The sequence below is a fragment of the Acidovorax sp. FHTAMBA genome, from assembly GCF_038958875.1.
Taxonomy (GTDB): Bacteria; Pseudomonadota; Gammaproteobacteria; order Burkholderiales; family Burkholderiaceae_C; genus Acidovorax.
This window is the reverse complement of the sequence record NZ_CP152407.1, coordinates 1,133,884-1,157,611: the sequence shown is the minus strand read 5'-3', so window position 1 is coordinate 1,157,611 and position 23,728 is coordinate 1,133,884. Positions and strand designations below refer to the sequence as shown.

Annotated in this window: 19 protein-coding genes; 7 read left to right on the top strand and 12 right to left on the bottom strand. The window is 64.5% G+C overall.

What is annotated here, in order from left to right:
• The first annotated feature begins 196 nt into the window (after positions 1–196).
• Together AAFF19_RS05345 and groL are read left to right on the top strand one after the other, a co-directional pair.
• Entirely contained in the window at positions 197–487 is a 291-nt protein-coding gene (locus AAFF19_RS05345; protein ID WP_008905626.1) for a co-chaperone GroES, read from the top strand.
• Between the two features lie 94 nt (positions 488–581).
• Positions 582–2,234, top strand: a complete 1,653-nt coding sequence (gene groL / locus AAFF19_RS05340) for a chaperonin GroEL (RefSeq protein ID WP_008905625.1) — start codon at positions 582–584, stop codon at positions 2,232–2,234.
• A 153-nt stretch (positions 2,235–2,387) separates the two neighbouring features.
• On the opposite strand, the gene AAFF19_RS05335 is transcribed toward groL, so the two are convergent.
• Together AAFF19_RS05335 and edd are read right to left on the bottom strand one after the other, a co-directional pair.
• On the bottom strand, positions 2,388–3,017 hold the full coding sequence (locus AAFF19_RS05335; protein WP_182118163.1) for a bifunctional 4-hydroxy-2-oxoglutarate aldolase/2-dehydro-3-deoxy-phosphogluconate aldolase: 630 nt from the start codon (positions 3,015–3,017) through the stop codon (positions 2,388–2,390).
• Positions 3,018–3,162: 145 nt separating this feature from the next.
• Positions 3,163–4,932, bottom strand: coding sequence for a phosphogluconate dehydratase (gene edd, locus AAFF19_RS05330; RefSeq protein WP_342721443.1), 1,770 nt, complete (start codon positions 4,930–4,932; stop codon positions 3,163–3,165).
• A 98-nt stretch (positions 4,933–5,030) separates the two neighbouring features.
• On the opposite strand from edd, the gene AAFF19_RS05325 reads away from it, so the two are divergent.
• Positions 5,031–5,957, top strand: a complete 927-nt coding sequence (locus AAFF19_RS05325; protein ID WP_182118161.1) for an SMP-30/gluconolactonase/LRE family protein — start codon at positions 5,031–5,033, stop codon at positions 5,955–5,957.
• A gap of 120 nt (positions 5,958–6,077) precedes the next feature.
• On the opposite strand, the gene pgi is transcribed toward AAFF19_RS05325, so the two are convergent.
• Positions 6,078–7,634 (bottom strand): glucose-6-phosphate isomerase, encoded by a 1,557-nt coding sequence (pgi, locus tag AAFF19_RS05320; RefSeq protein WP_182118160.1) that lies wholly within the window; start codon positions 7,632–7,634, stop codon positions 6,078–6,080.
• A gap of 197 nt (positions 7,635–7,831) precedes the next feature.
• On the opposite strand from pgi, the gene zwf reads away from it, so the two are divergent.
• Entirely contained in the window at positions 7,832–9,286 is a 1,455-nt protein-coding gene (zwf, locus tag AAFF19_RS05315) for a glucose-6-phosphate dehydrogenase (protein ID WP_182118159.1), read from the top strand.
• Positions 9,287–9,435: 149 nt separating this feature from the next.
• Here the strand turns inward: zwf and AAFF19_RS05310 are convergent, their stop codons facing one another.
• From AAFF19_RS05310 to AAFF19_RS05280, 7 genes are all read right to left on the bottom strand, one after another.
• Positions 9,436–9,870: a VOC family protein gene (locus AAFF19_RS05310; RefSeq protein ID WP_182118158.1), complete on the bottom strand. Its 435-nt coding sequence runs from the start codon at positions 9,868–9,870 to the stop codon at positions 9,436–9,438.
• Complete coding sequence (gene glk, locus AAFF19_RS05305; RefSeq protein WP_342721442.1) at positions 9,867–10,844, bottom strand: glucokinase; 978 nt, start codon at positions 10,842–10,844, stop codon at positions 9,867–9,869. The genes AAFF19_RS05310 and glk overlap by 4 nt, the downstream gene beginning before the upstream one ends.
• A gap of 201 nt (positions 10,845–11,045) precedes the next feature.
• Positions 11,046–12,110, bottom strand: a complete 1,065-nt coding sequence (locus AAFF19_RS05300; protein WP_342721441.1) for an ABC transporter ATP-binding protein — start codon at positions 12,108–12,110, stop codon at positions 11,046–11,048.
• Positions 12,111–12,113: 3 nt separating this feature from the next.
• Positions 12,114–12,983, bottom strand: coding sequence for a carbohydrate ABC transporter permease (locus AAFF19_RS05295; protein WP_342721440.1), 870 nt, complete (start codon positions 12,981–12,983; stop codon positions 12,114–12,116).
• A complete protein-coding gene (locus tag AAFF19_RS05290) occupies positions 12,973–13,860 on the bottom strand; it encodes a sugar ABC transporter permease (protein WP_182118155.1) in 888 nt (295 codons plus the stop codon). The genes AAFF19_RS05295 and AAFF19_RS05290 overlap by 11 nt, the downstream gene beginning before the upstream one ends.
• Before the next feature lie 231 nt (positions 13,861–14,091).
• Positions 14,092–15,210 (bottom strand): carbohydrate porin, encoded by a 1,119-nt coding sequence (locus tag AAFF19_RS05285; RefSeq protein WP_342721832.1) that lies wholly within the window; start codon positions 15,208–15,210, stop codon positions 14,092–14,094.
• 92 nt (positions 15,211–15,302) lie between these two features.
• Positions 15,303–16,553 carry an ABC transporter substrate-binding protein gene (locus AAFF19_RS05280; protein WP_342721439.1) on the bottom strand — a complete coding sequence of 417 codons (1,251 nt, stop codon included), beginning with the start codon at positions 16,551–16,553 and terminating at the stop codon, positions 15,303–15,305.
• Positions 16,554–16,711: 158 nt separating this feature from the next.
• Between AAFF19_RS05280 and AAFF19_RS05275 the strand changes: the two genes are divergently transcribed.
• Entirely contained in the window at positions 16,712–17,431 is a 720-nt protein-coding gene (locus tag AAFF19_RS05275; protein ID WP_342721438.1) for a response regulator transcription factor, read from the top strand.
• Positions 17,432–17,559: 128 nt separating this feature from the next.
• Positions 17,560–18,954: a sensor histidine kinase gene (locus AAFF19_RS05270; protein ID WP_342721437.1), complete on the top strand. Its 1,395-nt coding sequence runs from the start codon at positions 17,560–17,562 to the stop codon at positions 18,952–18,954.
• Between the two features lie 1,056 nt (positions 18,955–20,010).
• Here AAFF19_RS05270 and tal read toward each other — a convergent pair.
• Positions 20,011–20,958, bottom strand: a complete 948-nt coding sequence (tal, locus tag AAFF19_RS05265) for a transaldolase (RefSeq protein ID WP_342721436.1) — start codon at positions 20,956–20,958, stop codon at positions 20,011–20,013.
• 168 nt (positions 20,959–21,126) lie between these two features.
• Here tal and AAFF19_RS05260 point away from each other — a divergent pair, with 168 nt between their 5' ends.
• The gene (locus tag AAFF19_RS05260; RefSeq protein WP_342721435.1) at positions 21,127–21,972 is read left to right on the top strand and encodes an SIS domain-containing protein; all 846 of its coding nucleotides are present in this window, start codon (positions 21,127–21,129) and stop codon (positions 21,970–21,972) included.
• A 133-nt stretch (positions 21,973–22,105) separates the two neighbouring features.
• Here AAFF19_RS05260 and AAFF19_RS05255 read toward each other — a convergent pair whose 3' ends face one another.
• Entirely contained in the window at positions 22,106–23,701 is a 1,596-nt protein-coding gene (locus AAFF19_RS05255) for an ABC transporter substrate-binding protein (RefSeq protein ID WP_342721434.1), read from the bottom strand.
• Positions 23,702–23,728 lie beyond the last annotated feature (27 nt).

Here is a 23,728-nt window from a genome sequence, read left to right as displayed (position 1 = left end):
CGTCCGCTCATTGGGTAGCCACCAGTTTTCGCGGGAAGCGAAAAACGCGTCTTGAAACCGCCACAAATGCCCGTATCATTAGCACTCACCGCAGTCGAGTGCTAACAACGCCTCGACTGCAGGCAGTTTGGAGGTATCCGGAAGCCCCGGATGCCAGGTCAATCAAGCTTTTTTTACTGAAAACAGGAGCAATGCAATGAACCTTCGCCCTCTGCACGATCGCGTGATCGTCAAGCGTATCGAAAGCGAAACCACGACCGCCTCCGGCATCGTGATCCCTGACAACGCCGCCGAAAAGCCCGATCAAGGTGAAGTGCTGGCCGTCGGCCCTGGCAAGAAGAACGACAAGGGCGACGTGCTTGCCCTGAACGTGAAGGTCGGTGACCGCGTTCTGTTCGGCAAGTACTCGGGCCAGACCGTCAAGGTCAATGGCGACGAGCTGCTGGTCATGAAGGAAGACGATCTCTTTGCAGTGGTTGAGAAGTAATTCTCCCTCTCTCTGATTCACTCATTTTTTCATAGCTGCTAGCGCTTACCAGATAAGCGTGAGCGGCCAATTTGAACCAATTTAGGAGCTCCAAATGGCAGCAAAAGACGTAGTTTTCGGCGGCGAAGCCCGCGCACGCATGGTTGAAGGCGTGAACATCCTGGCCAACGCGGTCAAGGTCACGCTGGGCCCCAAGGGTCGCAACGTGGTGCTGGAGCGCTCGTTCGGCGCCCCCACCGTGACCAAGGACGGTGTGTCTGTGGCCAAGGAAATCGAACTCAAGGACAAGCTGCAGAACATGGGCGCCCAGCTCGTGAAGGAAGTGGCTTCCAAGACCAGCGACAACGCTGGTGACGGCACCACCACCGCTACGGTGCTGGCCCAGGCCATCGTGCGCGAAGGCTTCAAGTACGTGGCCGCGGGCATCAACCCGATGGACCTCAAGCGCGGCATCGACAAGGCTGTGTCGGCCCTGGTGGAAGAGCTGAAGAAGGCTTCCAAGCCCACCACCACCTCCAAGGAAATCGCCCAGGTCGGTTCGATCTCCGCCAACTCCGACGAAACCATCGGCAAGCTGATCGCTGACGCCATGGACAAGGTTGGCAAGGAAGGCGTGATTACTGTGGAAGACGGCAAGTCGCTGGACAGCGAACTGGACGTCGTGGAAGGCATGCAGTTCGACCGCGGCTACCTGTCGCCCTACTTCATCAACAACCCCGAAAAGCAATCCGCGATTCTGGACAACCCCTTCGTGCTGCTGTTCGACAAGAAGATCAGCAACATCCGCGACCTGCTGCCCACGCTGGAGCAAGTTGCCAAGGCTGGCCGTCCCCTGCTGATCATTGCCGAAGAAGTCGAAGGCGAAGCCCTGGCTACGCTGGTGGTCAACACGATCCGCGGCATCCTGAAGGTTGTGGCTGTGAAGGCTCCAGGCTTTGGCGACCGTCGCAAGGCCATGCTGGAAGACATCGCCATCCTGACGGGCGGCAAGGTCATCGCTGAAGAAGTGGGCCTGACGCTCGAAAAGGTGACGCTGGCCGACCTGGGCCAGGCCAAGCGCATCGAAGTGGGCAAGGAAAACACCATCATCATCGACGGCGCCGGTGCCGCTGCTGACATCGAAGCCCGCGTCAAGCAAGTGCGCGTGCAGATCGAAGAAGCCACAAGCGACTACGACCGCGAAAAGCTGCAAGAGCGCGTGGCCAAGCTGGCTGGCGGCGTGGCCGTGATCAAGGTCGGCGCTGCCACCGAAGTCGAAATGAAGGAAAAGAAGGCCCGCGTGGAAGACGCACTGCACGCAACGCGCGCAGCTGTGGAAGAAGGCGTTGTGGCCGGTGGTGGCGTGGCCCTGCTGCGCGCCAAGCAAGCCGTGGGCGACCGCGTCAAGGGCGACAACGCTGACCAGGAAGCCGGCATCAAGCTGGTGCTCAAGGCCATCGAAGCGCCTCTGCGCGAAATCGTGAACAACGCCGGTGGCGAAGCCTCGGTGGTGGTGAACGCTGTGTTGGCCGGCAAGGGCAACTTCGGCTTCAACGCTGCCAACGACAGCTACGGCGACATGCTTGAGCTGGGCATTCTGGACCCCACGAAGGTCACCCGCACGGCCCTGCAGAACGCCGCTTCCGTGGCATCCCTGCTGCTGACGACCGAGTGCATGGTGGCTGACGCACCGAAGGAAGAAGCCGGTGCTGGCGGCGGCATGCCCGACATGGGCGGCATGGGTGGCATGGGCGGCATGGGCATGTAATTGCCCGGCACATACCGGGCAGGCTGCAAGCCCACCCGGTAACGCCAAAAAACAAACCCCGCAGGCTGCAAGGCCTGCGGGGTTTTTTACTATTTTTTCGATAGCTGCCAGCGCTTTACCACAAAGCGTTACAGCCTATTTTTACTCAAATTTTCAGCGCGGCATGCGCAGTGTCGCGCTCTCACGCGCCAGTTGCGTGATGCGCGCCCAGTCGCCCGCGCGCACCGCATCGGTGGGCGTGAGCCACGAGCCGCCCACGCAGCGCACATTGGGCAGCGCCAGGTAGCTGGATGCCGAGGTGTGGGTGATGCCGCCCGTGGGGCAAAAGCTCACCTGGCCAAACGGGCTGGCCCAGGACTTGAGCAGCGGGATGCCGCCTACGGCCTCGGCCGGGAAGAGCTTGAGGAACGAAAACCCGTCGGCCAGGGCCGCCATGATTTCGCTGGAGGTGGCCACGCCGGGCAGCAGGGGCAGGTTCAGCCCCTTGCAGGCGCTGCCCACTGCAGACGTATAGCCGGGGCTCACGGCAAACCGCGCCCCGGCCTCGCTCGCGCGGCGCGCGTCGTCAGCGTTGAGCACCGTGCCCACACCCACCACGGCCTCGGGCAAGTTGCGCGCAATGGCTTCGATGGCGGGCAGGCCCGCAGCGGTGCGCAGTGTGACTTCCAGCACCTTCACGCCACCGGCCAGCAGCGACTCGGCCAGGGGGAGCGCGTCTTCCACGCGGTCGATCACGATGACGGGGATGACGGGGCCATGGCTGGCGATGTCGAGGGGATTCACGGGTTTATTCCTTAATTTTGAGTACCGCGAGCGGCATATGAAACTGGCGCGATGCAATGCGAGGGCCACCGTGGAACTGGCTTTGCCAGGCCACGGGTGGCGTCCCCCTGGGGGGATGAAGCGAAGCGGCTCAGGGGGGCAGCCTTTACAACCACGTGCAGGCTCCTTGTTCGGCACCGCCTGCGTGGCGGCGAAAGTTGGTAAACAGTTCACGGCCAAAGCCGGTGGCGGGAGGCGCGGTGTATGGCGCCACGGGGCGTGCCGCCCAGGTGGCTTCGTCGACCAGCACATCCAGCGTGCCGGCAACGGCGTCCACCCGCACAATGTCGCCGTCCAGCACCTTGGCCAGCGGGCCACCGGCCAGCGCCTCGGGCGTGACGTGGATGGCGGCAGGCACCTTGCCCGATGCGCCGCTCATGCGGCCGTCGGTGACCAGCGCCACTTTGAAGCCCTGGTTTTGCAGCACGGCCAGCGGCGGGGTGAGCTTGTGCAGTTCGGGCATGCCATTGGCCTGCGGGCCCTGAAAGCGCACCACGGCCACCATGTCCTGCTGCACCTCGCCCGCAGCAAAGGCGGCGAGCAACGCCTCTTGCGAATCGAACACGCGCGCAGGCGCTTCGATGATGTGGCGGTCTTCGGGCACGGCCGACACCTTGATCACCGCGCGACCCAGGCGCCCTTGCAGCAGGCGCAGCCCGCCGGTGGGCGAAAACGGCCGGGTCACGGGGCGCAACACGGTTTCGTCACCCGACACCGCCGGGGCGCCCTGCCCGCCTGCGGCAATGCCGCCCGCGTTCACGCTCATCACATCGGGGTGCATGAAGCCGCCGGACAACAGCTCGCGCAGGATCCATGCGGGGCCGCCTGCGGCCTGGAACTGGTTCACGTCGGCATCGCCATTGGGGTACACGCGGGCCAGCAGCGGCACGGCGGACGAGAGTTCGTCAAAGTCCGACCAGTCGATGAGGATGCCCGCGCTGCGCGCAATGGCCACCCAGTGGATCAAATGGTTGGTGGAGCCCCCGGTGGCCAGCAGGGCCACCATGGCGTTGACGATGCAGCGCTCGTCCACCACGTGCCCGATGGGCGTGAAGCGCTGGCCACGCTTGCCAATGTCGAGCACCGTGCGCACGGCCTGGCGTGTGAAGGCTTCGCGCTCTTCGGTGCCGGGCGGTGCAAAGGCCGCGCCGGGCACGTGCAGGCCCATGGCTTCGAGCAGCATCTGGTTGCTGTTGGCGGTGCCGTAGAAGGTGCAGGTGCCGGGGCTGTGGTACGCGGCAGACTCTGCCTTGAGCAACTCATCACGCCCGACCAGACCTTGTGCGTACTGCTCGCGCACCTTGGCTTTCTCCTTGTTCGGCAGGCCGGTGCCCATGGGGCCTGCGGGCACGAACACGCACGGCAGGTGCCCATAGTGCAGCGCACCAATCAAGAGGCCCGGCACGATTTTGTCGCACACACCCAGCAGCAGCGCACCATCGAACACATCGTGGGACAGCGCTACCGCCGTGGCCATGGCAATGGCATCGCGGGAGAACAGCGACAGCTCCATGCCGGGCGTGCCCTGCGTCACGCCGTCGCACATCGCAGGTACACCGCCTGCCACCTGCACCGTGGCGCCGTGCTGGGCGGCCTCATCCCGCAGCACGGCGGGGTAACTCTGGTAGGGCTGGTGGGCCGACAACATGTCGTTGTAGGCCGTGACCACGCCAATGTTGGGCGCCTTTTCGACGGTGATCTTGAACTTGTCAGAGCCCGGCAGTGCAGCATAGGCGTGGGCCAGATTGGCGCAGCCCATGCGGTCTTGGGCGGGCTTGCGGGCGATCATGGCGTCAACGCCCGCGAGGTAGGCACCGCGGGTGTCTGCGCTGCGCTGGACAATGCGCTCGGTCACGCGCGCTACAACTGGATGCATGGAAGTCTCCATCGGTGGGTGGCAGGACCCCGTGCATTGCGCCAGGGTCGTTATCTGAGGCCCTAGAATGTAACTCGATAACCACCCCAATTCAACCCATGTCCCTTCACACCTTGCCCTTGCCGCCCTGCGAACTGGGCGAATCCCCCTTATGGCACCCCACGGAAAAATCCCTTTACTGGTGTGACATTCAGGGACAAGCAGTACACGCATGGCATCCTGAAAGCGGTCGCCATCGGCAATGGCGCATGCCCAGTGAGCCCGGCTGCTGCGCGCCTGCAGCGGGCGGGCGATTGGTAATCGGGTTACGAAACGGTTTCTACCTTCTGGATACGGCGAAGGACAGTGCCGACATCACCGCCCTCACCTGCCTGGCCCTGCTGCCACCTGATCAGCACGACACCGCTGTGCTGCGCCTGAATGACGGCCGTTGCGACACGGCGGGCCGGTTCTGGGCGGGGTCCATGATCACGCCGCGCACAGCGCCTCACGCGGCGTTGTGGTGCCTGGCCGCTGGGGATGGCGGCTATGCGGTGCAATACATGGCAGGCGACAACTTCACCGCCAACGGCCTGGCTTTCAGCCCCGACGACCGCACGATGTACTGGTCCAACACGCCCGAGCACCGCATTGACCGGTTTGACTTTGATGTGGCCACGGGCGACATCACGAACCGCCGCCCCTGGGTGCAGTTTGAACGCAAGGTGGAAGGCAAGCCTTATGGCGGGCGGCCCGATGGCGCGGCGGTGGATGTGAAGGGCCACTACTGGGTGGCGATGTACGAAGGCGGCTGCGTGCTGCAACTCTCGCCCGCCGGGGACGTGCTGCAGCGCATCGCCACGCCCGTGGTGTGCCCGACCATGGTGTGTTTTGGGGGCGACGATTTGCGCACGCTGTACATCACGTCGGCCCGCGCCGGGCGGCCTGCCGAGGAGCAGAACGCCAGGGTGCCCGCCGGCGCCCTGTTCAGCACCCGGGTCAGTGCACCCGGCCTGCCGGTCAACTTCTTTCAACTGCAGCGCTGACCGGGGGTGCACTGGGGTCGCAGATGGAAAATATGGATCAAAAGTGCCTCTAGCGCTTACCCCATATGCGCAAGCAGCTATCAATTTTGCAATCAAGCCGCCCCACCTGCAAACCTGCAGCTATCCCAGCAGCCGCTTCAAAAGCCCTGCGGTGGAGCCATCCAGCCCCGTGGCGTCACCCGAGTCCAGGCGCGCCTCAATGTCCTTGGCCAGCACCTTGCCCAGCTCCACGCCCCACTGGTCAAAGCTGTTGATGCCCCACAGGCTGCCGCTCACGAACACGCGGTGCTCCTGCAGCGCGATCAGCGCACCCAGCGAGGCGGGGCTCAGTTCATCCAGCAGCAGGAAGGTGCTGGGGCGATTGCCCGGGAAGTGGCGGTGGCCGTCCTCACTCTCTTTACCCACCATCAGCGCCTGCGCCTGCGCCAGCGCGTTGGCCAGCAGCTTGTTGTGGTGACCCTTGAGGGGGTGGGTGGGCTGGCGCACGGCGATCAGCTCCAGCGGCAGCACGTCAGTGCCCTGGTGCAGCATCTGAAAGAACGCATGCTGGCCGTTGGTGCCCGGCTCGCCCCAGAGCACGGGCGATGTGGCATAGGGCAGTGGCTGGCCATCCAGACCCACGCGTTTGCCGTTGCTTTCCATTTCCAGCTGCTGCAGATAGGCAGGCAGGCGGCGCAACGCCGCGTGGTAGGGCGCGATGCAGCGGCTGTTGAACCCATGGAAGTTGCGGTACCAGATATCGAGCAGACCCAGGCGCACGGGCAGGTTCTGCGCCAGCGCCGCGGTGCGAAAGTGCTCGTCCATGGCATGCGCTCCGGACAACAGGTCGCGAAAGCCTGCCGAACCGATGGCGATGGCAACGGGCAGGCCGATGGCCGACCACAGCGAATAGCGCCCGCCCACCCAGTCCCAGAAGCCGAAGGTGGTGGTGATGCCCAGCGACTGGGCGGCCTCGACGTTGGTGGTCAGTGCCGCAAAGTGGCGCCCCACATCCTGCCCGCCCTGCGCAGCAAACCAGGCCAGCGCCGAGCGCGCGTTGGTCATGGTTTCGGCAGTGGTGAAGGTTTTGGAGGCAATGAGGAACAGGGTGCTTTCGGGGCGCAGCGTGCGCAGCGTGGTGTGCAGCTCGTGCCCGTCCACGTTCGACACAAAGTGAAAGCGCTTGCCCGGCACGCGAAACGCCTCCAGCGCCAGCACGGCCATATGGGGGCCGAGGTCTGACCCGCCGATGCCGATGTTCACCACATCGGTGATCGCCTCATCCGCACGCACCGTGTCGGCATAAGCCAGCATGGCATCCAGCGTGGCATGCACGCGCGCCAGGTCAGCAGCTATCGTGCTGGAATCACCCGGCAATGCCATGCCTGCGGGGCGGCGCAGCAGGGTGTGCAGCACCGCACGGCCTTCGGTGGTGTTGACGGGCTGACCACCCAGCAGGGCGTCACGGTGCTGCTCCAGGCCACTGTGTCGGGCCATGCGCAGCAGCAGCGCCTCGGTGTCGCGGTCCCACAGGTTTTTGGAAAGGTCGGCAAACACATGCGGCGCCGACTGGCTGAAATGCGCAAACCGCTGCGCATCCTGCGCGAACGACTGCCGAAGATCCTGCTGGCGGGCACCGGTTGAAAAATGGGCCTGCAACAGGGGCCATTCGGGGGTTTGGTCGCAACGAAGGGTCATGGATTCAGGCGAAAGAAATGGTCAACACGGCCGAAATGGTAACTTGATTACACAAACATCGTCGATTTTCATCGCTCGCAAAATGTCAGATAACGTTTTCGAGCCCTACTCCTACAGACTCTCCGCACAAGCTGATGTAACGAGATTACAATTTCCAGCCTCAAACGTGCACAACAACACCCTGATACGGAGACCCCATGAGTTTTGACCTTGTCCTGTTTGGTGGAACAGGTGATCTGGCCTGGCGCAAGCTCATGCCCGCATTGTTTCAGGCGTTCCGGCACGGCACGCTGCCCGAGGGGGGCCGCATCATTGCGGTCGCGCGCGACGAGCTGAGCCACGAACAATACCGCAGCCTGATCAAGGCGCGGTTTGACAGCGTGGAACTGGCCAAGCGCCCCACCCCGGACGAGTTCGAACGTTTTGGCGCCCTGCTGCACTACCTGCGCATGGACCTGTCCAAGACCGAGGACTACACCCAGCTGGCCGCCATGCTGCGCGAGCGTGGCGCCGACTCGGTGGTGATGTATGTGGCCACCGCGCCCAGCCTGTTCACCAACGTGTGCGAGCAGATCGCCGCCGTGGGCCTGAACGGCCCCACCACCCGCGTGGTGCTCGAAAAACCCCTGGGCCACGACCTCCAATCGAACCAGGCCATCAACGACACCCTGCGCCGCGTGCTCAAGGAAGAGCAGGTTTTTCGCATCGACCACTACCTGGGCAAGCCCTCGGTGCAGAACCTGTTTGCCATGCGCTTTGGCAACGCACTGTTCGAGCCCCTGTGGCGGCGCGAAACCATTGCCAACATCCAGATCACCATTGCCGAAGAACTGGGCGTGGAAACGCGCGGTGCGTTTTACGACCAGACCGGCGCGCTGCGCGACATGGTGCAGAACCACGCGCTGCAGCTCTTGTGCGCGATTGGCATGGAGCCGCCCATCAACTCCAGCGCCAACGCCATCCGCGATGAAAAGCTCAAGGTGCTGCAGTCGCTCAAGCCCTGGAGCATGGAGACCATCGGCCAGCACGTGATTCGCGGTCAGTACGCGGCGGGCAACGTGCACGGCGCGCAAGTGCCCGGCTACCTGCAGGAAAAAGGCGTGGCCCCCGGCAGCACCACCGAAACCTTTGTGGCGCTGCGCACCGAAATCAGCAACTGGCGCTGGGCCGGTGTGCCGTTTTACATCCGCACCGGCAAGCGGCTGGCGGGGCGCGACGCGCACATCGTTGTCAACTTCCGCCCCGTGCCGCATCCCATTTTCAAAACGCCCGTGGGCGCCGCCAACCGACTGGTGATCAACCTGCAGCCCAAGGACGGGCTGGAGCTGCACCTGCTGGCCCAAGGCGCCGCCCAGCACCAGGCCGAGCCCGCGCTGTCGCAGGTGCACCTGAACCTGGACTTCGACCAACGCTTTGGCACCGAGCGCGTGGGCGCCTACGAACGCCTGCTGCTCGACGTGATTGCAGGCCGCCTCAACCTCTTTGTGCGCAGCGACGAGCAGGAAGAAGCCTGGCGCTGGGTGGAGCCCATCCTGCAGCACTGGAAGCACGACCCCGTGGGGCCACGCGCGTACACGGCGGGCAGCTGGGGGCCGAGTTCGGCCAGCGCGATGATTGCGCGCGATGGGTATTGCTGGAGCGAGGAGATGTGAGCCTGCCCCAGGCCTTTGAAAAAAGCAGCCTTCGCGCAGGAGGGCGCTTTTTGCTACCAACTCTATAGCTGATAGCGCTTACTGGGAAAGCGCCAGAGGCCAAGAAAGCACTTCAAACCCAGCCCAAGCAGCCGTCGCCCCAGCCCCCGTCAAGGCACCGGCCCCACCAGCTCAATCGGCAACCCATCAGGGTCGGCAAAGAAGGTCAACGGTGCGCCAGTAAAAGGGTCGATGCGCACCGGCTCTGCCACCACACCGTGCGCGGCCAATGCAGCCACGCTGGCCTCCATGTCGGCCACGCGCAGTGCCAGATGGCGCAGGCCGCAGGCCTCGGGGTACGACGGGCGCGCGGGGGGGTGGGGAAAGGAGAAAAGCTCCACCTGCGTGCCATCGGGCAGTTGCAGGTCCAGCTTGTGCGACTGGCGCTCGGCGCGGTAGTGCTCGTGCACCACCGGCAGGCCCAGCACCTCGGTGTAGAAGCGGCGCGAGCGGGCGTAGTCGCTGGCGATGATGGCCACGTGGTGCACACCGCTGACCCGCAGCGCGGGGCCTTGCACAGGCGGCGCGGCCGGGCCGGTGCTCATCCTTCGGAGCCCGCGATGTCAAGCGCGCGCGACGCGCCATACAGCGCTGGCGTGGCGCTCGGGTCAATGATCCAGCAGGGGATGGACGCGAGGTAGGGCTGAAAGCGCCCCTTGGACTCGAACCGTGCGCGGAACGAGGATTTGTCGAACCACGTGCCCAGGCGCGGCACGATGCCGCCGCCAATGAACACGCCGCCGCGCGCGCCCAGGGTCAGGGCCAGGTTGCCCGCCACGCTGCCCAGAAAGCCGCAGAACAGGTCCAGCGCCTCCAGTGCCAGTGCGTCGTTGGACTGCAGGGCCAGTTCGGTCACTTCGGCGGCCGAACTGATCTCCTTGCCGCCGCGCTGGGCCAGCCTGCGCAGCGCGTGGTACAGGTCCACCAGCCCCGCACCCGACACCGCGCGCTCTGCCGACACGTGGCCATAGCGTTCTTGCAGGATGGCCAGCACGTCGAATTCGCGCTGCGTCTGCGCGGCCAGCGACACATGCCCGCCCTCGCCCGACAGGGGCACGCCGTTGCTGGACCCTGGCGGGAACACCAGCCCCGACACCCCCAGGCCCGTGCCCGGGCCCAGCAGCGCGATGGCGGCGCCCGGCACTGCCTCGCCACCGCCCACGGGGCGCAGCAGGTCGGGCGCGAGCAGGGGCAGCGCCAGCGCCAGCGCGGTGAAGTCGTTGATGACCACCAGGCGCTCAAAACCAAACGCGTCGCGCACCGCCCGCTGCGAAAAGCTCCAGCTGTGGTTGGTCATGCGGATCGCGTCGCCCGTGACCGGGTTGGCAATGCCAAACGCCGCCTCGCGCGGGGTGGGCACGCCCACTTCCTTCAGGTACGCCGCCAGTGCGGCGTCCACGGTGGGGAACTGCGCGCAGGGCAAAACGCGCGTGTCATGCAAGGGTCCGCCAGGCTCGTTCTGCCAGGCCAGTCGGATATTGGTGCCGCCGATGTCGGCAAGAAGGCGCTGAGGGTGCATACGGCAAAAGGAGGAAACCAAAGGCCACACGCCCCCGTTGCCCTGCGGCAGACGACGGCCTGCGGATCGCTAATGCTATTATTTATATAGCTATTGGCGCTTGATGGATAAGCGCTGGAGACTCTTTTTACCTGAATTACCTCTTCAGGCAAAGACCAAAGCCCCTTCTTGCGGCGACCCAGGGGCCGGGGCTCCAAACGCTCAGCCTGTCAATCGATCTTCGGACTTGGCGTCGAACCAGTGGGCGTTGGCGGGCTCTACCGCCAGGCCCACGGCGTCGCCGGGCTGCACGCGGGTCTGCGCATCGGTGCGCAGCGTGACGCTGCCTGCGGCGGTGTCCACCATCACATAGGTGTCGGGGCCCGTGGGCTCCACCACGCTGACCCGGCCGCGCCAGGTGGCGGTCTCCTGCATCACCAGGTGCTCAGGGCGCACCCCCAGCAGCACCTCGTTGGCACTGGCGGGGGCTGCCAGGTTCAACGCTGCGCCCTGGATGCCAAACTGCCCGCCCGTGGCCGCACCGCGCAGCAGGTTCATGGTGGGCGAGCCGATGAAGGTGGCTACGTAGGTATTGGCCGGGCGGTTGTAGATCTCGTCGGGCGTGCCCAGCTGCTGCACCACACCGCCCTTCATCACCGCGATGCGCGAGCCCAGCGTCATGGCCTCAACCTGGTCGTGTGTGACGTACACGCTGGTGATGCCGCTGGCCTGGTGCAGGCGCTTGATCTCGGCGCGCATCTCCACGCGCAGCTTGGCGTCCAGGTTGGACAAAGGCTCGTCGAACAAAAACAGCTGCGGCTGGCGCGCCAGTGCACGCCCCATGGCCACGCGCTGGCGCTGGCCGCCCGACAGCTGGCTGGGCCTGCGGTCCAGCAGGTGGCTGATCTGCAGCATGGCCGCCACTTCGTCGATGCGCTTTTGGCGCTCGGCCTTGGGCATCTTGCGCATCTCCAGCGCAAAGCCGATGTTGTCGGCCACGCTGAGAGTGGGGTACAGCGCGTAGCTCTGGAACACCATCGCGATGTCGCGGTCGCGCGGGGGCATGCCCACCACGTTCTTGCCACCGATGCGGATCTCGCCCTCAGTGGGCTCATCGAGCCCCGCAATGATGTTAAGCAGCGTGGACTTGCCGCAGCCCGAGGGGCCGACCAGGATGAGGAACTCGCCGGGTGCGACGTGGATGTCCACCTTGCGCAGCACCTCCACGCTTTTGTCGCCCTTGCCAAAGCGCTTGTTGATGCCTGCGATGTCCAATGAAGAAGCCATGATTTATCCCTTCACTGCGCCAGCCGTCAGGCCACGCACAAAAAATTTGCCTGCAAGAACGTAGATCACCATGGTCGGCAGGCCCGCGATGATGGCGGCCGCCATGTCCACGTTGTAGGCCTTCACGCTGCTGCTGGTGTTGGCCAGATTGTTCAGGCCCACGGTGATGGGCTTGGACTCGGTGCCCGAGAACACCACACCGAACAGGAAATCGTTCCAGATGTTGGTGAACTGCCAGATCAGCGTGACCATCACGATGGGCGTGGACAGCGGCAGCACGATGCGCCAGAAGATCTGGAAGAAGCTCGCGCCGTCCATGCGTGCGGCGTTCACCAGCTCCTTGGGGATGGCCGCGTAGTAGTTGCGAAAGAACAGCGTGGTGCCCGCCAGCCCCGCCAGGCAGTGCACCAGCACCAGCCCGGTGATCGAGCTCGAAAGCCCCAGCCATCCCAGCACCTGGCTCATGGGCAGCAGCACCACCTGGAACGGCATGAACACACCAAACAGCAGCATGCCGAACAGCGCATCGCTGCCGCGAAACTTCCACAGGCTCAGCACATAACCATTGAGCGCACCCCACACGGTGGAGATCATCACGGCCGGCACGGCCATGGCCACCGAGTTCCAGAAGAAGGGGCGCAAGCCGTTGCAATCCACCCCCGTGCAGGCGCTCTGCCATGCCGTGCCCCAGGCCGACCAGTTGAGCGCAGCGGGCAGTGCCAGCAGCGAGGTGCTGCGGATTTCCTCGGCGTCCTTGAACGACGTGACGAGCATCGCATACAGCGGCAGCAGAAAGAAGGCGGTGGCCAGGGCCAGCACCGTGTAGACCAGCAGGCGGCCCACAGAAGGGAACAAGGAGGGCTTAGCGGTCATGGGCTTTGGTCCGCAGTTCGCTGTAAAGGTAAGGAATCACCAGGGCCGCGACGGTGGCCAGCATCATGGTGGCGCTGGCCGCGCCCAGGCCAATCTGCCCGCGCGAGAACGACATGGTGTACATGAACGTTGCGGGCACATCCGTGGCAAAACCCGGGCCACCTGCGGTGAGCGCCATCACCAGGTCAAAGCTCTTGATCGCCAGGTGCGACAGCACCATGAGCGTGGAGAAGAACACCGGCCTGAGCGCTGGCAGCACGATGCGCCAGTAGATGCGCGGCAGCGAGGCGCCATCGACCTGCGCGGCCTTGATGATGCTGTCGTCAATGCCGCGCAGCCCGGCCAGGAACAGCGCCATCGCAAAGCCTGCGCTTTGCCAGATGCCTGCGATGACCACGCAGTAGATGGCCATCTCGGTGTCCACCAGCCAGCCAAATTCAAAATTGGGAAAGCCCCAGTCGCGCACCATTTTTTCGATGCCCAGGCCCGGGTTCAGCAGCCACTTCCAGGCCGTCCCGGTCACCACGAATGACAGCGCCATGGGGTACAGGTAGATGGTGCGCAGCGCGCCCTCGGCGCGGATCTTCTGGTCCAGCAGCACGGCCAGCACCACGCCAATCACCAGCGAGCCGCCCACATAGCCCACGCCGAAGATGCCCAGGTTCTTGAGCGCGACCCACCAGCGGTCCATCTCCCACAGGCGCTCGTACTGCGCCAGGCCCGCCCATTCGTAGTTGGGCAGCATGCGCGATGCGGTGAGGCTGAGCACGCCGTTCCACACCATGAGGCCGTAAATGAAGGCGAAGCCCAGCACAAAGGCAGGCGCCACCACCAGTTTGGGCAGCCAGTTTTCAAAGGTGTTGTGGGAATGCTTCATCACCGGGTGGCCTCGGGGTCAAGCGGCCCGCTCGCCACAGGCCGCGACAGGCGCTGCACCAGCGGTGCATGGGGGTCAATCTTCATGGCTGCAAATAGGGGCTTGTGCAGTTCGCACATGTCAAAAAAGGGGGGCACCGAGGCCCCCCAAGAACAAAGTAACCTCTGGATCACTCACTCAATCAATCACTCGCTAACTCGCTCTCTCCCTCTTCCTCTCTGGTTGTCACGCTCACCACCAGACCTCGTACTGCACGCCCACCAACGTGCGCGAGGTCTTGCCATTGGCGCCAAACGTGCCGGCATTTGCCGCGGCAGCGGCCTGGTTCCAGTTGGCCTTGGTCACGTACAGACGCAGCTCGGGACGCGACCAGAAGTCTTCGCTCAGCGCCAGTGCGCCCGCCAGAGTGGCCTTGGACAGGCGCTGGTCCGGCCCCGCGCCCTTGCGTGTGGTGGTGGACAGCTCGGCCAGCATCTTGAAATGCTTGCTGAAGGCATACGAGCCGCGCGCCCCCAGCGAGAAGTCCTTGGTCTCCACGCCGGTCAGGTCCGCCTTGTTCGTCTGGTAGCCGATGAGGGCCTGGCCGCCGAAGGGGCCGCTTTGCCAGTTGATCGAATCGGCAATGCGCACCACGCGCTTGCCGGGGGTCAGGCCGTCAATCGCCTCGAACTGGCCATCGATGCGGGCATGGCCGCGCGATGTCTGCAGGAACAGTGCGTTGCTCATGCCCGGCAGCAGAAAGTCCTTCTGGTTGTGCGAAATGGAGATGCCCGATCCCGAACCCCCGTTGGCCTGGTTCTTTCCGTTCACCGCTGTCAGCAGCACCCGCAGCTTGCCGCCGGGGTTGGTGTTGATCTCCGACAGGTCAGCGTTGATGCGCTGGGCCTTCACGTTGTTGGGCAGGTTGCCGTCAAACTTGTCGCCGGTGAACACACCCACACCCAGCTTCATGCCACCCACCGGAATGTCGGTGACGCCAGCGCCGATGTTGTCGCCGTAGTTCATCAGGAAGTAATCGACGATGTGCACGTCCTGAATGCGCAGACGGCGCTGGCCCACCCAGAACTTCGCCTCGGGCGAGAACGAGAAGCCGCTCATTTCCACATAGGCCTGCTCGGTGCTGATGTCGCCGCTGCCCCACTTGGCGGGCATGTAGTTCACTTTCCACTGGATGCCGTTGGTCTCGAAGCCGCGTGCAAAGTTGACTTCGATACCGTTGTCGCCCTCATTGCCCAGCCGGTATTTCTGCAGCTCTCCCCCCAGGCCGATGTGGCCCTTGACGCCGTCGGAATGGTTGAACACCGGGCCACCGCGGGAGTAGCCGTTGAACTCGAAGCCTGCGACTTCCATGGCGAACGCGGTTTGCGTCAGGCATGCGGCGGCCAAAGCCACCGCCGTGAGGCGGTTTCTTGTTGTCATGATGAATCCCTCTCAGGTAGGTTTTAGTGGGTCTTCGCGGCGGTCGCGATCTTCTTCATGGCGTCGGCGACGCTCACCTTGTCGTCGTTCCAGAACTGGCTGACGACATCCTTGATGGCACCTTCGGTAGCAGGCGCAATCGCCATGCCGTGGGCCACGCTGGGTACCAGGCCACCACTCTTGGCGGTGTCGGCAAAGTCTTTGCTGGACAGCTTGGCGCAGTCGTCAAACTTGTCCATGGGCTGGCCCGCGCGCACGGGGATCGAGCCCTTGTTCAGGTTGAACACCTCCTGGAAGCCGGGGCTCATGATCGCGCTGGCCAGATCGCCCTGCGCCTTCTGTGCGGCGGCATCCTTGAGCTTGAACAGGATGAACGAGTCCACATTGAAGGTGAACGCATTGGCCGTGCCCGGCGCCGCGGCGCACATGAAATCCTTGCCCGGCGCCTTGCCCGCGGCAATGAACTCGCCCTTGGCCCAGTCGCCCATCAGCTGAAAGCCGGCCTTGCCCTGGATGAGCATGGCGGTGGCCAGGTTCCAGTCGCGGCCGGGGGCGCCGGGGTCGGTGTAGGTCTTGATGCGGCGGAAGGTCTCCAGCGACTTCTTCATGGTGTCGCTGGTGAGTGCGGTGTTGTCGAGCCTGACCAGCGCATCCTGGTAGAACCTGGCGCCGCCCACGCCCAGCACCACGGATTCAAAGGTGGTGAAGTCCTGCCAGTTCTGGCCGCCGTGGGCCACCGGGATCAGGCCAGCAGCCTTGAGCTTGTCGGCCGCCGCAAAGAACTCGTCCCACGTCTTGGGCATGGCGGCAACGCCCGCTTTCTTGAGGGCATCCGAGCTGGCCCAGATCCAGTTCACGCGGTGCACATTGACGGGTGCCGCCACGTAGTTGCCCTTGTACTTCATCACATCGGCAACCACCTTGGGCAGCACGTCGTCCCATTTTTCGGACTTTGCCAGGGCGTCCATGTTGGCCAAGACGCCTTCGGAGGCCCATTCCTGGATGGCCGGGCCCTTGACCTGCGCAGCCGACGGGGGGTTGCCCGAGATCACACGGCTCTTGAGCACCGTCATGGCGCTGTCGCCGCCGCCGCCCGCCACCGCAAAGTCGCGCCACGTGTGGCCCTTGGCCTGCATGATCTTCTTGAGCTCGGCAGCCGACTTGGCCTCGCCGCCCGAAGTCCAGTAGTGCAGGACCTCGACCTCCCCCGCGCTGGCGGCCATCGCGGCCGCCAGGCCCACCGCCAGGGCGGCGGTCTTTGTCATCTTCCACATACCCTTGTCTCCTCGATGTTATGAATCCGGTTGTGCACCGCGAACCCGCTGCCGTCCAGCGCAGTCGGTACTTTAATTACAATAATTAATTCTCTTATCGGGGCTTTCCCTGATCGTCGCTCCGCGGCAACTGCGGGTGCTTTGTTATGCTCATTCGCATGGCCACCATACTGATAGTTGAAGACGATGCACTGCTGCTGGACGCCCTGACCGGGCAACTTCAGCAACTGCAATTCGGGGTCTGCACAGCCTCCAGCGTGGCCGATGCCACGGCCCTGCTGCAGACGCAGGCGGTGGACGGAATCATTCTGGACCTGGGTCTGCCCGGCGCCGACGGCATGGATCTGCTGACCTGGGCGCGCACCCACATCAGCGGCTTGCCCGTGCTCATTCTCACCGCACGCGACGGCGTGGAAGACCGTGTGCGGGGCCTGAACGCCGGGGCCGACGACTACATCACCAAACCCTTCAACATGCAGGAGCTGCAGGCACGCCTGCAGGCCATGCTGCGCCGTGCGCGCCAGCCCGCCTTCACGCAGGCCAGCAGTGCATCCGGCGTGCCCAGCACGGCGCTGGGGCCGCTGCTGCTGGACCACGCCAGCCGGACGGCCGCGCTCAACGGCGAACCGCTGGACCTGACACAACGCGAATGGGAGCTGCTGGAACTGCTGGTGCACCGCAGCGGTGAAGTCGTCACGCGCGACGACGTGCTGGCCGCCTGGCGCGCGGGCCCACCAGAGCCGGGGCAACCCGCAGCTCCGCCTGTCAACTCGAACGCGCTGGAGGTCTACGTGCACCGCCTGCGCAAGAAGCTGGACCTGTCGAACCTGGCCATCCGCAACATCCGTGGTCTCGGCTACATGCTGGAAAAGCCGTGACTGCGCCTCTGGGCTTCCGTGCATCTGCCCGCAGTGCGGGGAACGCCTCCGCGCCAAGGCGGCGGGCAGCTCCTGCGGCGTGGCAGGGATTGCGCGGCGGCCCTGCCGCAAATCGGCATCGGTGATTCATGCGCCAGATCCCCGGCGTTTCCCTGCAGCGCAAGCTGCTGCTGTGGCTGCTGCTGCCCCAGCTGGTGCTGTGGCTGTCCGGCGGGTTTCTGGCGTGGCGCATTGCCCTGCAAAACGGCGAGAAAGGCATTGACCAGACGCTGACCCAGTCAGTGCGTGCGCTCGCGCGGCAGATCAAGCCGATTGGCGACGGCCTGCTGGTGGACTTCCCCAAAGCCGCGCAGGACATCCTGGAGCAAGACCCGGCCGACCGCATCACCTACATGGTGTCGTCGCCGCCTGGGCGCTTTCTGCTCGGCAACGCCCAGCTGCCCCCGCCGCCGCCGGTGGAGGTCCGTGTGGGTGACCCGTACCTGTACCACGGCCGCCTGGACGACCGACCCGTGCGCGTGGCGCTGCTCGATGTGGACTACGGCACACCGCAGACACGCCAGACCCTGCGCGTTCAGGTGGCGCAGAGCCTCACCGTGCGTGAGCGCATTGCCCAGGAGCTGCTGGAACAGATGCTGCTGCCCATGGGCCTCATGGGGCTGGCGCTCAGTGCGCTGGTCTACGCCGGTGTCCTGCGCGGCCTGCAGCCCCTCAAACGCCTGGAGGCGCAGATCGAGCAGGCGGGTGCCCGCCCCCACGGCGGCACCGATCCCCTCGCCCCCATCGAGCTCACTTCGGCTCCGCAGGAAGTGCATTCGCTCGCCAGCACCATCAACCGCCTTCTGGAGGCCGTGGCACGCGGCCAGGAGAAAGAAAAGCGCTTTCTGAACGATGCCGCCCACCAGCTGCGCACACCGCTGGCCGGCCTGATCGGCCAGACCGAACTCGCCCTGCACGAGAGTCACGAAACCGCGGTGCAGGAGCGCTTGAAAAAGGTGCTCTCTGCCGCGCAGCGCAGCGCCCACCTGGTGCACCAGTTGCTGCAGCTGGCACGGTCAGAGTCCAGCGTGGAGATGCAGTCCATTGACCTGGCCGCGCTGGCCCGCGATGTCGCCCGAGAATGGGCAGCCCGTGCCCTGGCGCAGGGCATGGACCTCGGTTACGAGGGTGAAGACCGCCTGCCCTTGCAGGGCCAGCCGCTGCTGCTGCGCGAGGCATTGAACAACCTCATCGACAACGCCCTGCACTACGCGGGTGCGGGCGCCACCGTCACCGTGCGCGTAACCCGCGAAGAGCCCGGCCGCTGGGCCCTGCTGGTGGTGGAGGACGACGGCCCGGGCGTGCCGGCCGAGCACCTGGGCGATCTGTTTGCGCGCTTCTGGCGCGGGTCAGACAAGGCGGGCGGGTGCGGGCTGGGGTTGTCGATCGTGGAGGAGATCGCGTTGCGGCACGGGGGGCGAACGGTGGCAGAGGGGATGGTGCCGAAGGGGTTGCGGGTGGGGATGCGGCTGCCTGCGGGGTGAATTTTCGGGGTTATTTGGCTGGATGCGCCAGTGTTTCATGCCTTGGTAGCTATGATTTTTATAGTATTTACCTAGCTACGGGACGGTAGATGGCCGGCGGAAGTTGACGGCTTCATGCGTCTGTTGCGCGTGCTGATTCTGGGGGCTTGCGCGCATCGAATGGCATGCCTTCGTTGAGGGCGGAGGCCGGGAGTCGCCCGGCGGGCGAGTAACTTTCTTTCGCGTCGGCGAAAGAAAGTCACCAAAGAAAGGGCGACCCTGCTGTCTGCGACCCCTTCGCTGCGCTGCGGGGCAACCTGGGGTGCTCGGTCACGGGGTGCACCGCAGAACTCGCTGCGCGCCTGCGGCGCTCCGCTCAAACAGCTGCGGTGAGTCAGTTCACGAAGCGCGTGTGTCCTTCGGCACTCGCGCCACCCCGCGCCCTGCGCGCCCCAGGCGCATCCAGAAGGGAACCCGAGGGACATCCACACGGGCCATTGCTTCGCTGCGCTACGCTCGGCCCCGTCTCGCGGGCGCAAGCGCCACGCGCTGCGCAAACTGGGCCGAGCGTAGCGATGGCCCGAATGGATGTTCGGCTGCCCAACCCCCTGCTGGCTGCGCCTGTGGCGGGGCGGTTGCGGGGTGAGCATGGGCGTCGGAGCGCCCATGCCTCGTGAACTGACTCGCCGTGGTTGTCCGAGCGGCGCGCGCCAGCGCAAAGCGAGTTCCACGGCGCACCCCGCAACCGCCCCGACGCAGGTTTGCCACTTCGCCCAGCGAAGGGGTCGCAGACTGGGGGTCGCCTTTCTTTTGGGTACTTTTCTTTGGCGAAGCAAAGAACAAGTACCTCGCCCGCCGGGGCGACTCCCGGCCTCCTCACTCAACCCAAGCACGCCGCACAGATTGGCAAGCGAGCGAGCGAAAGTGCCCAAGCTTCGGCACGTTCAGCCCGGGCGGGCAAGTGCGGAGCCCAAGCCCCAACAGCCCTCCCACCCATCGCAAAATAGGAAGCTACAAAAACAATAGCGACTGGCGCTTGCCACACAAGCACCAGCCGCCAAAATCAGTCAGAAAGCCTCAAGCCGCCAGAATCATCTTCTCCAGCTTCACCGCATCCACCGCGAAGGCCCGAATGCCCTCCGCGAGTTTCTCCGTCGCCATCGCGTCCTCATTTAGCGCATAGCGGAACCCTGCCTCGTCATAGTTCACTGCAGGCAGGTCCATGCCCTTGGCCGCGTCGGCATTCAGCACGCGCTGCAATGGCGCATCGCTCGCCGCCAGCTGTGCCAGTAGCTCGGGTGCGATGGTGAGCAAATCGCAGCCGGCCAGCGCCGTGATCTGCCCCACGTTGCGAAAACTTGCGCCCATCACCTCGGTCGCGATGCCGAAGTGCTTGTAGTGGTTGTAGATCTGCGTGACCGATTGCACGCCGGGGTCATTCGCACCGGCACGTGCTGCCTCGTCCCAGCTCGCGCCCGCCTGCTTCTTGTACCAGTCGTAGATGCGACCTACGAAAGGCGATATCAGCTGCACCTTGGCATCGCCACAGGCCACGGCCTGGGCGAATGAGAACAGCAGCGTGAGGTTGGTGTGGATGCCCTTGCGCTCCAGCTTCTCGGCGGCCTTGATGCCTTCCCAGGTGGCGGCGATCTTGATCAGCACGCGGTCGATGTGAATGCCTTCGGCCTGGTACAGCTCGATGATGCGTTCGGCACGTGTGACGGTGGCACTCGTGTCGAAGCTCAAACGCGCATCGACCTCCGTGGAGACGCGGCCCGGAATGGTGGCGAGAATCTCGCGCCCGAAACGCACCAGCAACCGGTCGATGATTTCGTCCATGGGCCGGCCCCGGAACCGGGCCACGGTGTCCTGCAGCAGCGGCGCATATTCGGGCTTTTGCACGGCCTTCAGGATGAGTGACGGGTTGGTGGTGGCATCCTGGGGCTGGAACTGCGCCAGTTGCTTGAAGTCGCCGGTGTCGGCAACCACGGTGGTGAACTGTTTGAGGGCGTCGAGTTGGTTCATGGCGCCATTATTCCGTATCGGCTGCGGGCCACGTTCAGCGCCCGCGGATCCGCCATGCACAGCGTGTAATTGGTTTACCAAATACGATGGAACGCCGTTACCATTTCTGGCTTCTTTGTTGCCATACTCCGGGCCGACTGCTGCGCCCTTCCCAGGAACACCGCCGACATGCTGGATCGCATCACCGCCTCGCTCACGTCCCTGGCCCCCGCCGAGCAGCGCGTAGCCAAACTGGTGCTGGCCGACCCCCGCGCCTTCGCCCGGCTGCCGGTGCGTGAGCTGGCCGACCGCGCGCATGTGAGCAAGCCCACCGTGGTGCGCTTTTGCCGCAGCATGGGCTACGACGGACTGGCAGATTTCAAGCTGAAACTGGCGGGCAGCGTGAGCGAGGGCGTGCCTTTCATCCACCGCAGCGTGGACGCCGACGACAAGACCGGCGACGTGCTCGTGAAGGTGGTCGACAACGCCGTGGCGGCTTTCCTGCAGTACCGCAACGCCGCCAGCACCGTGGCGCTGGAGCGCGCGGCGGAAGCCATTGCCGCCACCTGGAAAACCGGCAAACGCATCGAGTTCTATGGCGTGGGCAATTCAGGCATCGTGGCGCAGGACGCGCAGCACAAGTTCTTTCGCCTGGGCGTCACGTCGATTGCCACCAGCGACGGCCACATGCAGGTGATGAGCGCCACGCTGCTTCGCCCCGGCGACTGCGCCGTGATCATTTCCAACTCGGGCCGCACCCGCGATCTGATGGATGCCGCCGACATCGCGCGCAAGAACGGCGCCACCACCATCGCCATCACCGCCAGCGGCTCACCCCTGGCCAGCACCTGCCAGATCCACCTGGCGGCCGACCACCCCGAGGGCTATGACCGCTACAGCCCGATGGTGTCGCGCCTCATGCACCTGCTGATCATCGACGTGCTGGCCACCTGCGTGGCGTTGCGTATTGGCAGCTCTCTGCAGCCGACCTTGCAACAGATGAAAGAGAACCTGCGGGCCAAGCGGTACGCGTGAGATAGCGGCACAGCCAAAGCAGGAGTCCGGCGAAAAGCAGGTACCGCCTTCGGTGCGGGACCCGTGCCAGCCAGCCAGAACGACACAGGCTCCTTGGGGAGCCTGTGATGCGGGTGATGAGCGAATGCCGTCGTCAGTTGATCTTGACGTGGCGCATGTCGACACGGTTGTCAGCCCTGTGCACCAGCTCGATGTTCTTTTTTACGGCCCAGGGAATAACCTGGTCATGAAGTGGAATGTAGGCCACCGTGTCTTTGGCAAGCAGCAGTGCCTGCGTCATCAACCGGGTGCGCGCCGCAGCATCGGTTTCGATCTTGATACGGTCTACCAGCTTGTCCATCTCCGGATTGCTGTAGCGACCAAGGTTGTATTCGCCATCGCCACCGCTGCCCACCGTGCGCACCAGTGACTGGAGGCTGTACAGGGCGTCAAACGTCGGAACGCCCCAGCCCAGCAGGTAGATACTGGCTTCGTTGCGCTGGATGATCGGGAAGAACGTCGCCATCGGCATGGTGCGCACCTTGGCCATCACACCGATGCGCGCCCACATGAGCATCACGGTCTGGCAGATGTCCGCATCATGGATGTAGCGGTTGTTGGGGCATGCCAGATCCACCTCGAAACCCTCCACGTACCCAGCGGCAGCCATCAGCCGTTTTGCCCCCTCTACATCGTAGGGAAGGCGCTTGCCAATTTCCGGGCCCCATCCCGCGGCTTGGGGCGCCACAAGTGCTCCCGTCGGCTTCCCCAGCCCGCGCATGATGCTGCGTGTGATCACGTCTGTGTCGATCGCCTGATAGAGCGCCTTGCGCACGCGCACGTCTTTCAGCGGGTTTTTGCCTTTGACGTTGGAGCCCACGAGTTCGTCGCGAAACTGGTCCATCCCGAGAAATATGGTCCGGTTTTCCAGGCCGTCTATGACCTGAAGGTTCGCATCCGAACGCAAGCGGCGCAACTCCTGCGGTGCAGGGTCAAGCACCATGTCCACTTCTCCCGACAGCAAGGCTGCGGTACGGGCCGCAGTGGACTTGACTGGGGTGTAGACAATTTCCGTCACATTGCCCGCCATGGTCCCCCACCACTGCGGGTTGCGCTTGAAAACCATGCGCACACCGGGCTGCCAGGATTCCAGCATGAAAGGGCCGGTGCCCATGGCATTGCGGTGGGCAAACGTTTCATTCGCCTTGTCTGCAAGGTTGCTGGTGTTGAGCGGGTCCGTGGCCTTGTGCTTCTCGGCCCAGGCACGGCTCATCATGCGCAACTCGGTCATCTGGCGCAGCAACACCGGGTTGGGGCTGTTGAGAAACACATCCACCGTGCCGGAATCCACTTTGACCACCTTGGCGATACCCTGCGCATAGGGGCCAAACTGCGAGGTTTTGGCCTGCGCCCGCCCCAGCGAGAACACCACATCGTCTGCGGTGAACGCTGAGCCGTCATGGAATTTGACGCCCTGGCGCAGCACGAACCGAATCTGAGTGGGGCTGATCTCCCTCCAGGAGGCCGCCAGCATCGGCTCGACTTCGAAAGTCCTGCTGTTGTAGTACACCAGGCTTTCATACACGTTGGCGTGCAGGCCGTTTTGCAGCGCGAGGTTCTGCGCGTGGATGTCCCACGTGGTGATGTCCCCCTGGCTCGTCCACTTGAAAGTCTTGGCATGGGTGACAGGAGCCCCCACACACAGGCACAGCAGAGCCACCGCCAGCGCCTTGCGAGGCGAATATTTCATCTTTGGGTTTCCTTGAGAGTGGCGTGA

Excerpts from the sequence above, each read along its gene's own strand:
- AAFF19_RS05345 (WP_008905626.1), top strand. The coding sequence starts at position 197 with ATGAACCTTCGCCCTCTGCACGATCGCGTGATCGTCAAGCGTATCGAA.
- groL (WP_008905625.1), top strand. The coding sequence starts at position 582 with ATGGCAGCAAAAGACGTAGTTTTCGGCGGCGAAGCCCGCGCACGCATG.
- edd (WP_342721443.1), bottom strand. The coding sequence starts at position 4,932 with ATGCATCCAGTTGTAGCGCGCGTGACCGAGCGCATTGTCCAGCGCAGC.
- AAFF19_RS05325 (WP_182118161.1), top strand. The coding sequence starts at position 5,031 with ATGTCCCTTCACACCTTGCCCTTGCCGCCCTGCGAACTGGGCGAATCC.
- pgi (WP_182118160.1), bottom strand. The coding sequence starts at position 7,634 with ATGACCCTTCGTTGCGACCAAACCCCCGAATGGCCCCTGTTGCAGGCC.
- zwf (WP_182118159.1), top strand. The coding sequence starts at position 7,832 with ATGAGTTTTGACCTTGTCCTGTTTGGTGGAACAGGTGATCTGGCCTGG.
- AAFF19_RS05310 (WP_182118158.1), bottom strand. The coding sequence starts at position 9,870 with ATGAGCACCGGCCCGGCCGCGCCGCCTGTGCAAGGCCCCGCGCTGCGG.
- glk (WP_342721442.1), bottom strand. The coding sequence starts at position 10,844 with ATGCACCCTCAGCGCCTTCTTGCCGACATCGGCGGCACCAATATCCGA.
- AAFF19_RS05300 (WP_342721441.1), bottom strand. The coding sequence starts at position 12,110 with ATGGCTTCTTCATTGGACATCGCAGGCATCAACAAGCGCTTTGGCAAG.
- AAFF19_RS05295 (WP_342721440.1), bottom strand. The coding sequence starts at position 12,983 with ATGACCGCTAAGCCCTCCTTGTTCCCTTCTGTGGGCCGCCTGCTGGTC.
- AAFF19_RS05290 (WP_182118155.1), bottom strand. The coding sequence starts at position 13,860 with ATGAAGCATTCCCACAACACCTTTGAAAACTGGCTGCCCAAACTGGTG.
- AAFF19_RS05285 (WP_342721832.1), bottom strand. The coding sequence starts at position 15,210 with ATGGAAGTCGCAGGCTTCGAGTTCAACGGCTACTCCCGCGGTGGCCCG.
- AAFF19_RS05280 (WP_342721439.1), bottom strand. The coding sequence starts at position 16,553 with ATGTGGAAGATGACAAAGACCGCCGCCCTGGCGGTGGGCCTGGCGGCC.
- AAFF19_RS05275 (WP_342721438.1), top strand. The coding sequence starts at position 16,712 with ATGGCCACCATACTGATAGTTGAAGACGATGCACTGCTGCTGGACGCC.
- AAFF19_RS05270 (WP_342721437.1), top strand. The coding sequence starts at position 17,560 with ATGCGCCAGATCCCCGGCGTTTCCCTGCAGCGCAAGCTGCTGCTGTGG.
- tal (WP_342721436.1), bottom strand. The coding sequence starts at position 20,958 with ATGAACCAACTCGACGCCCTCAAACAGTTCACCACCGTGGTTGCCGAC.
- AAFF19_RS05260 (WP_342721435.1), top strand. The coding sequence starts at position 21,127 with ATGCTGGATCGCATCACCGCCTCGCTCACGTCCCTGGCCCCCGCCGAG.
- AAFF19_RS05255 (WP_342721434.1), bottom strand. The coding sequence starts at position 23,701 with ATGAAATATTCGCCTCGCAAGGCGCTGGCGGTGGCTCTGCTGTGCCTG.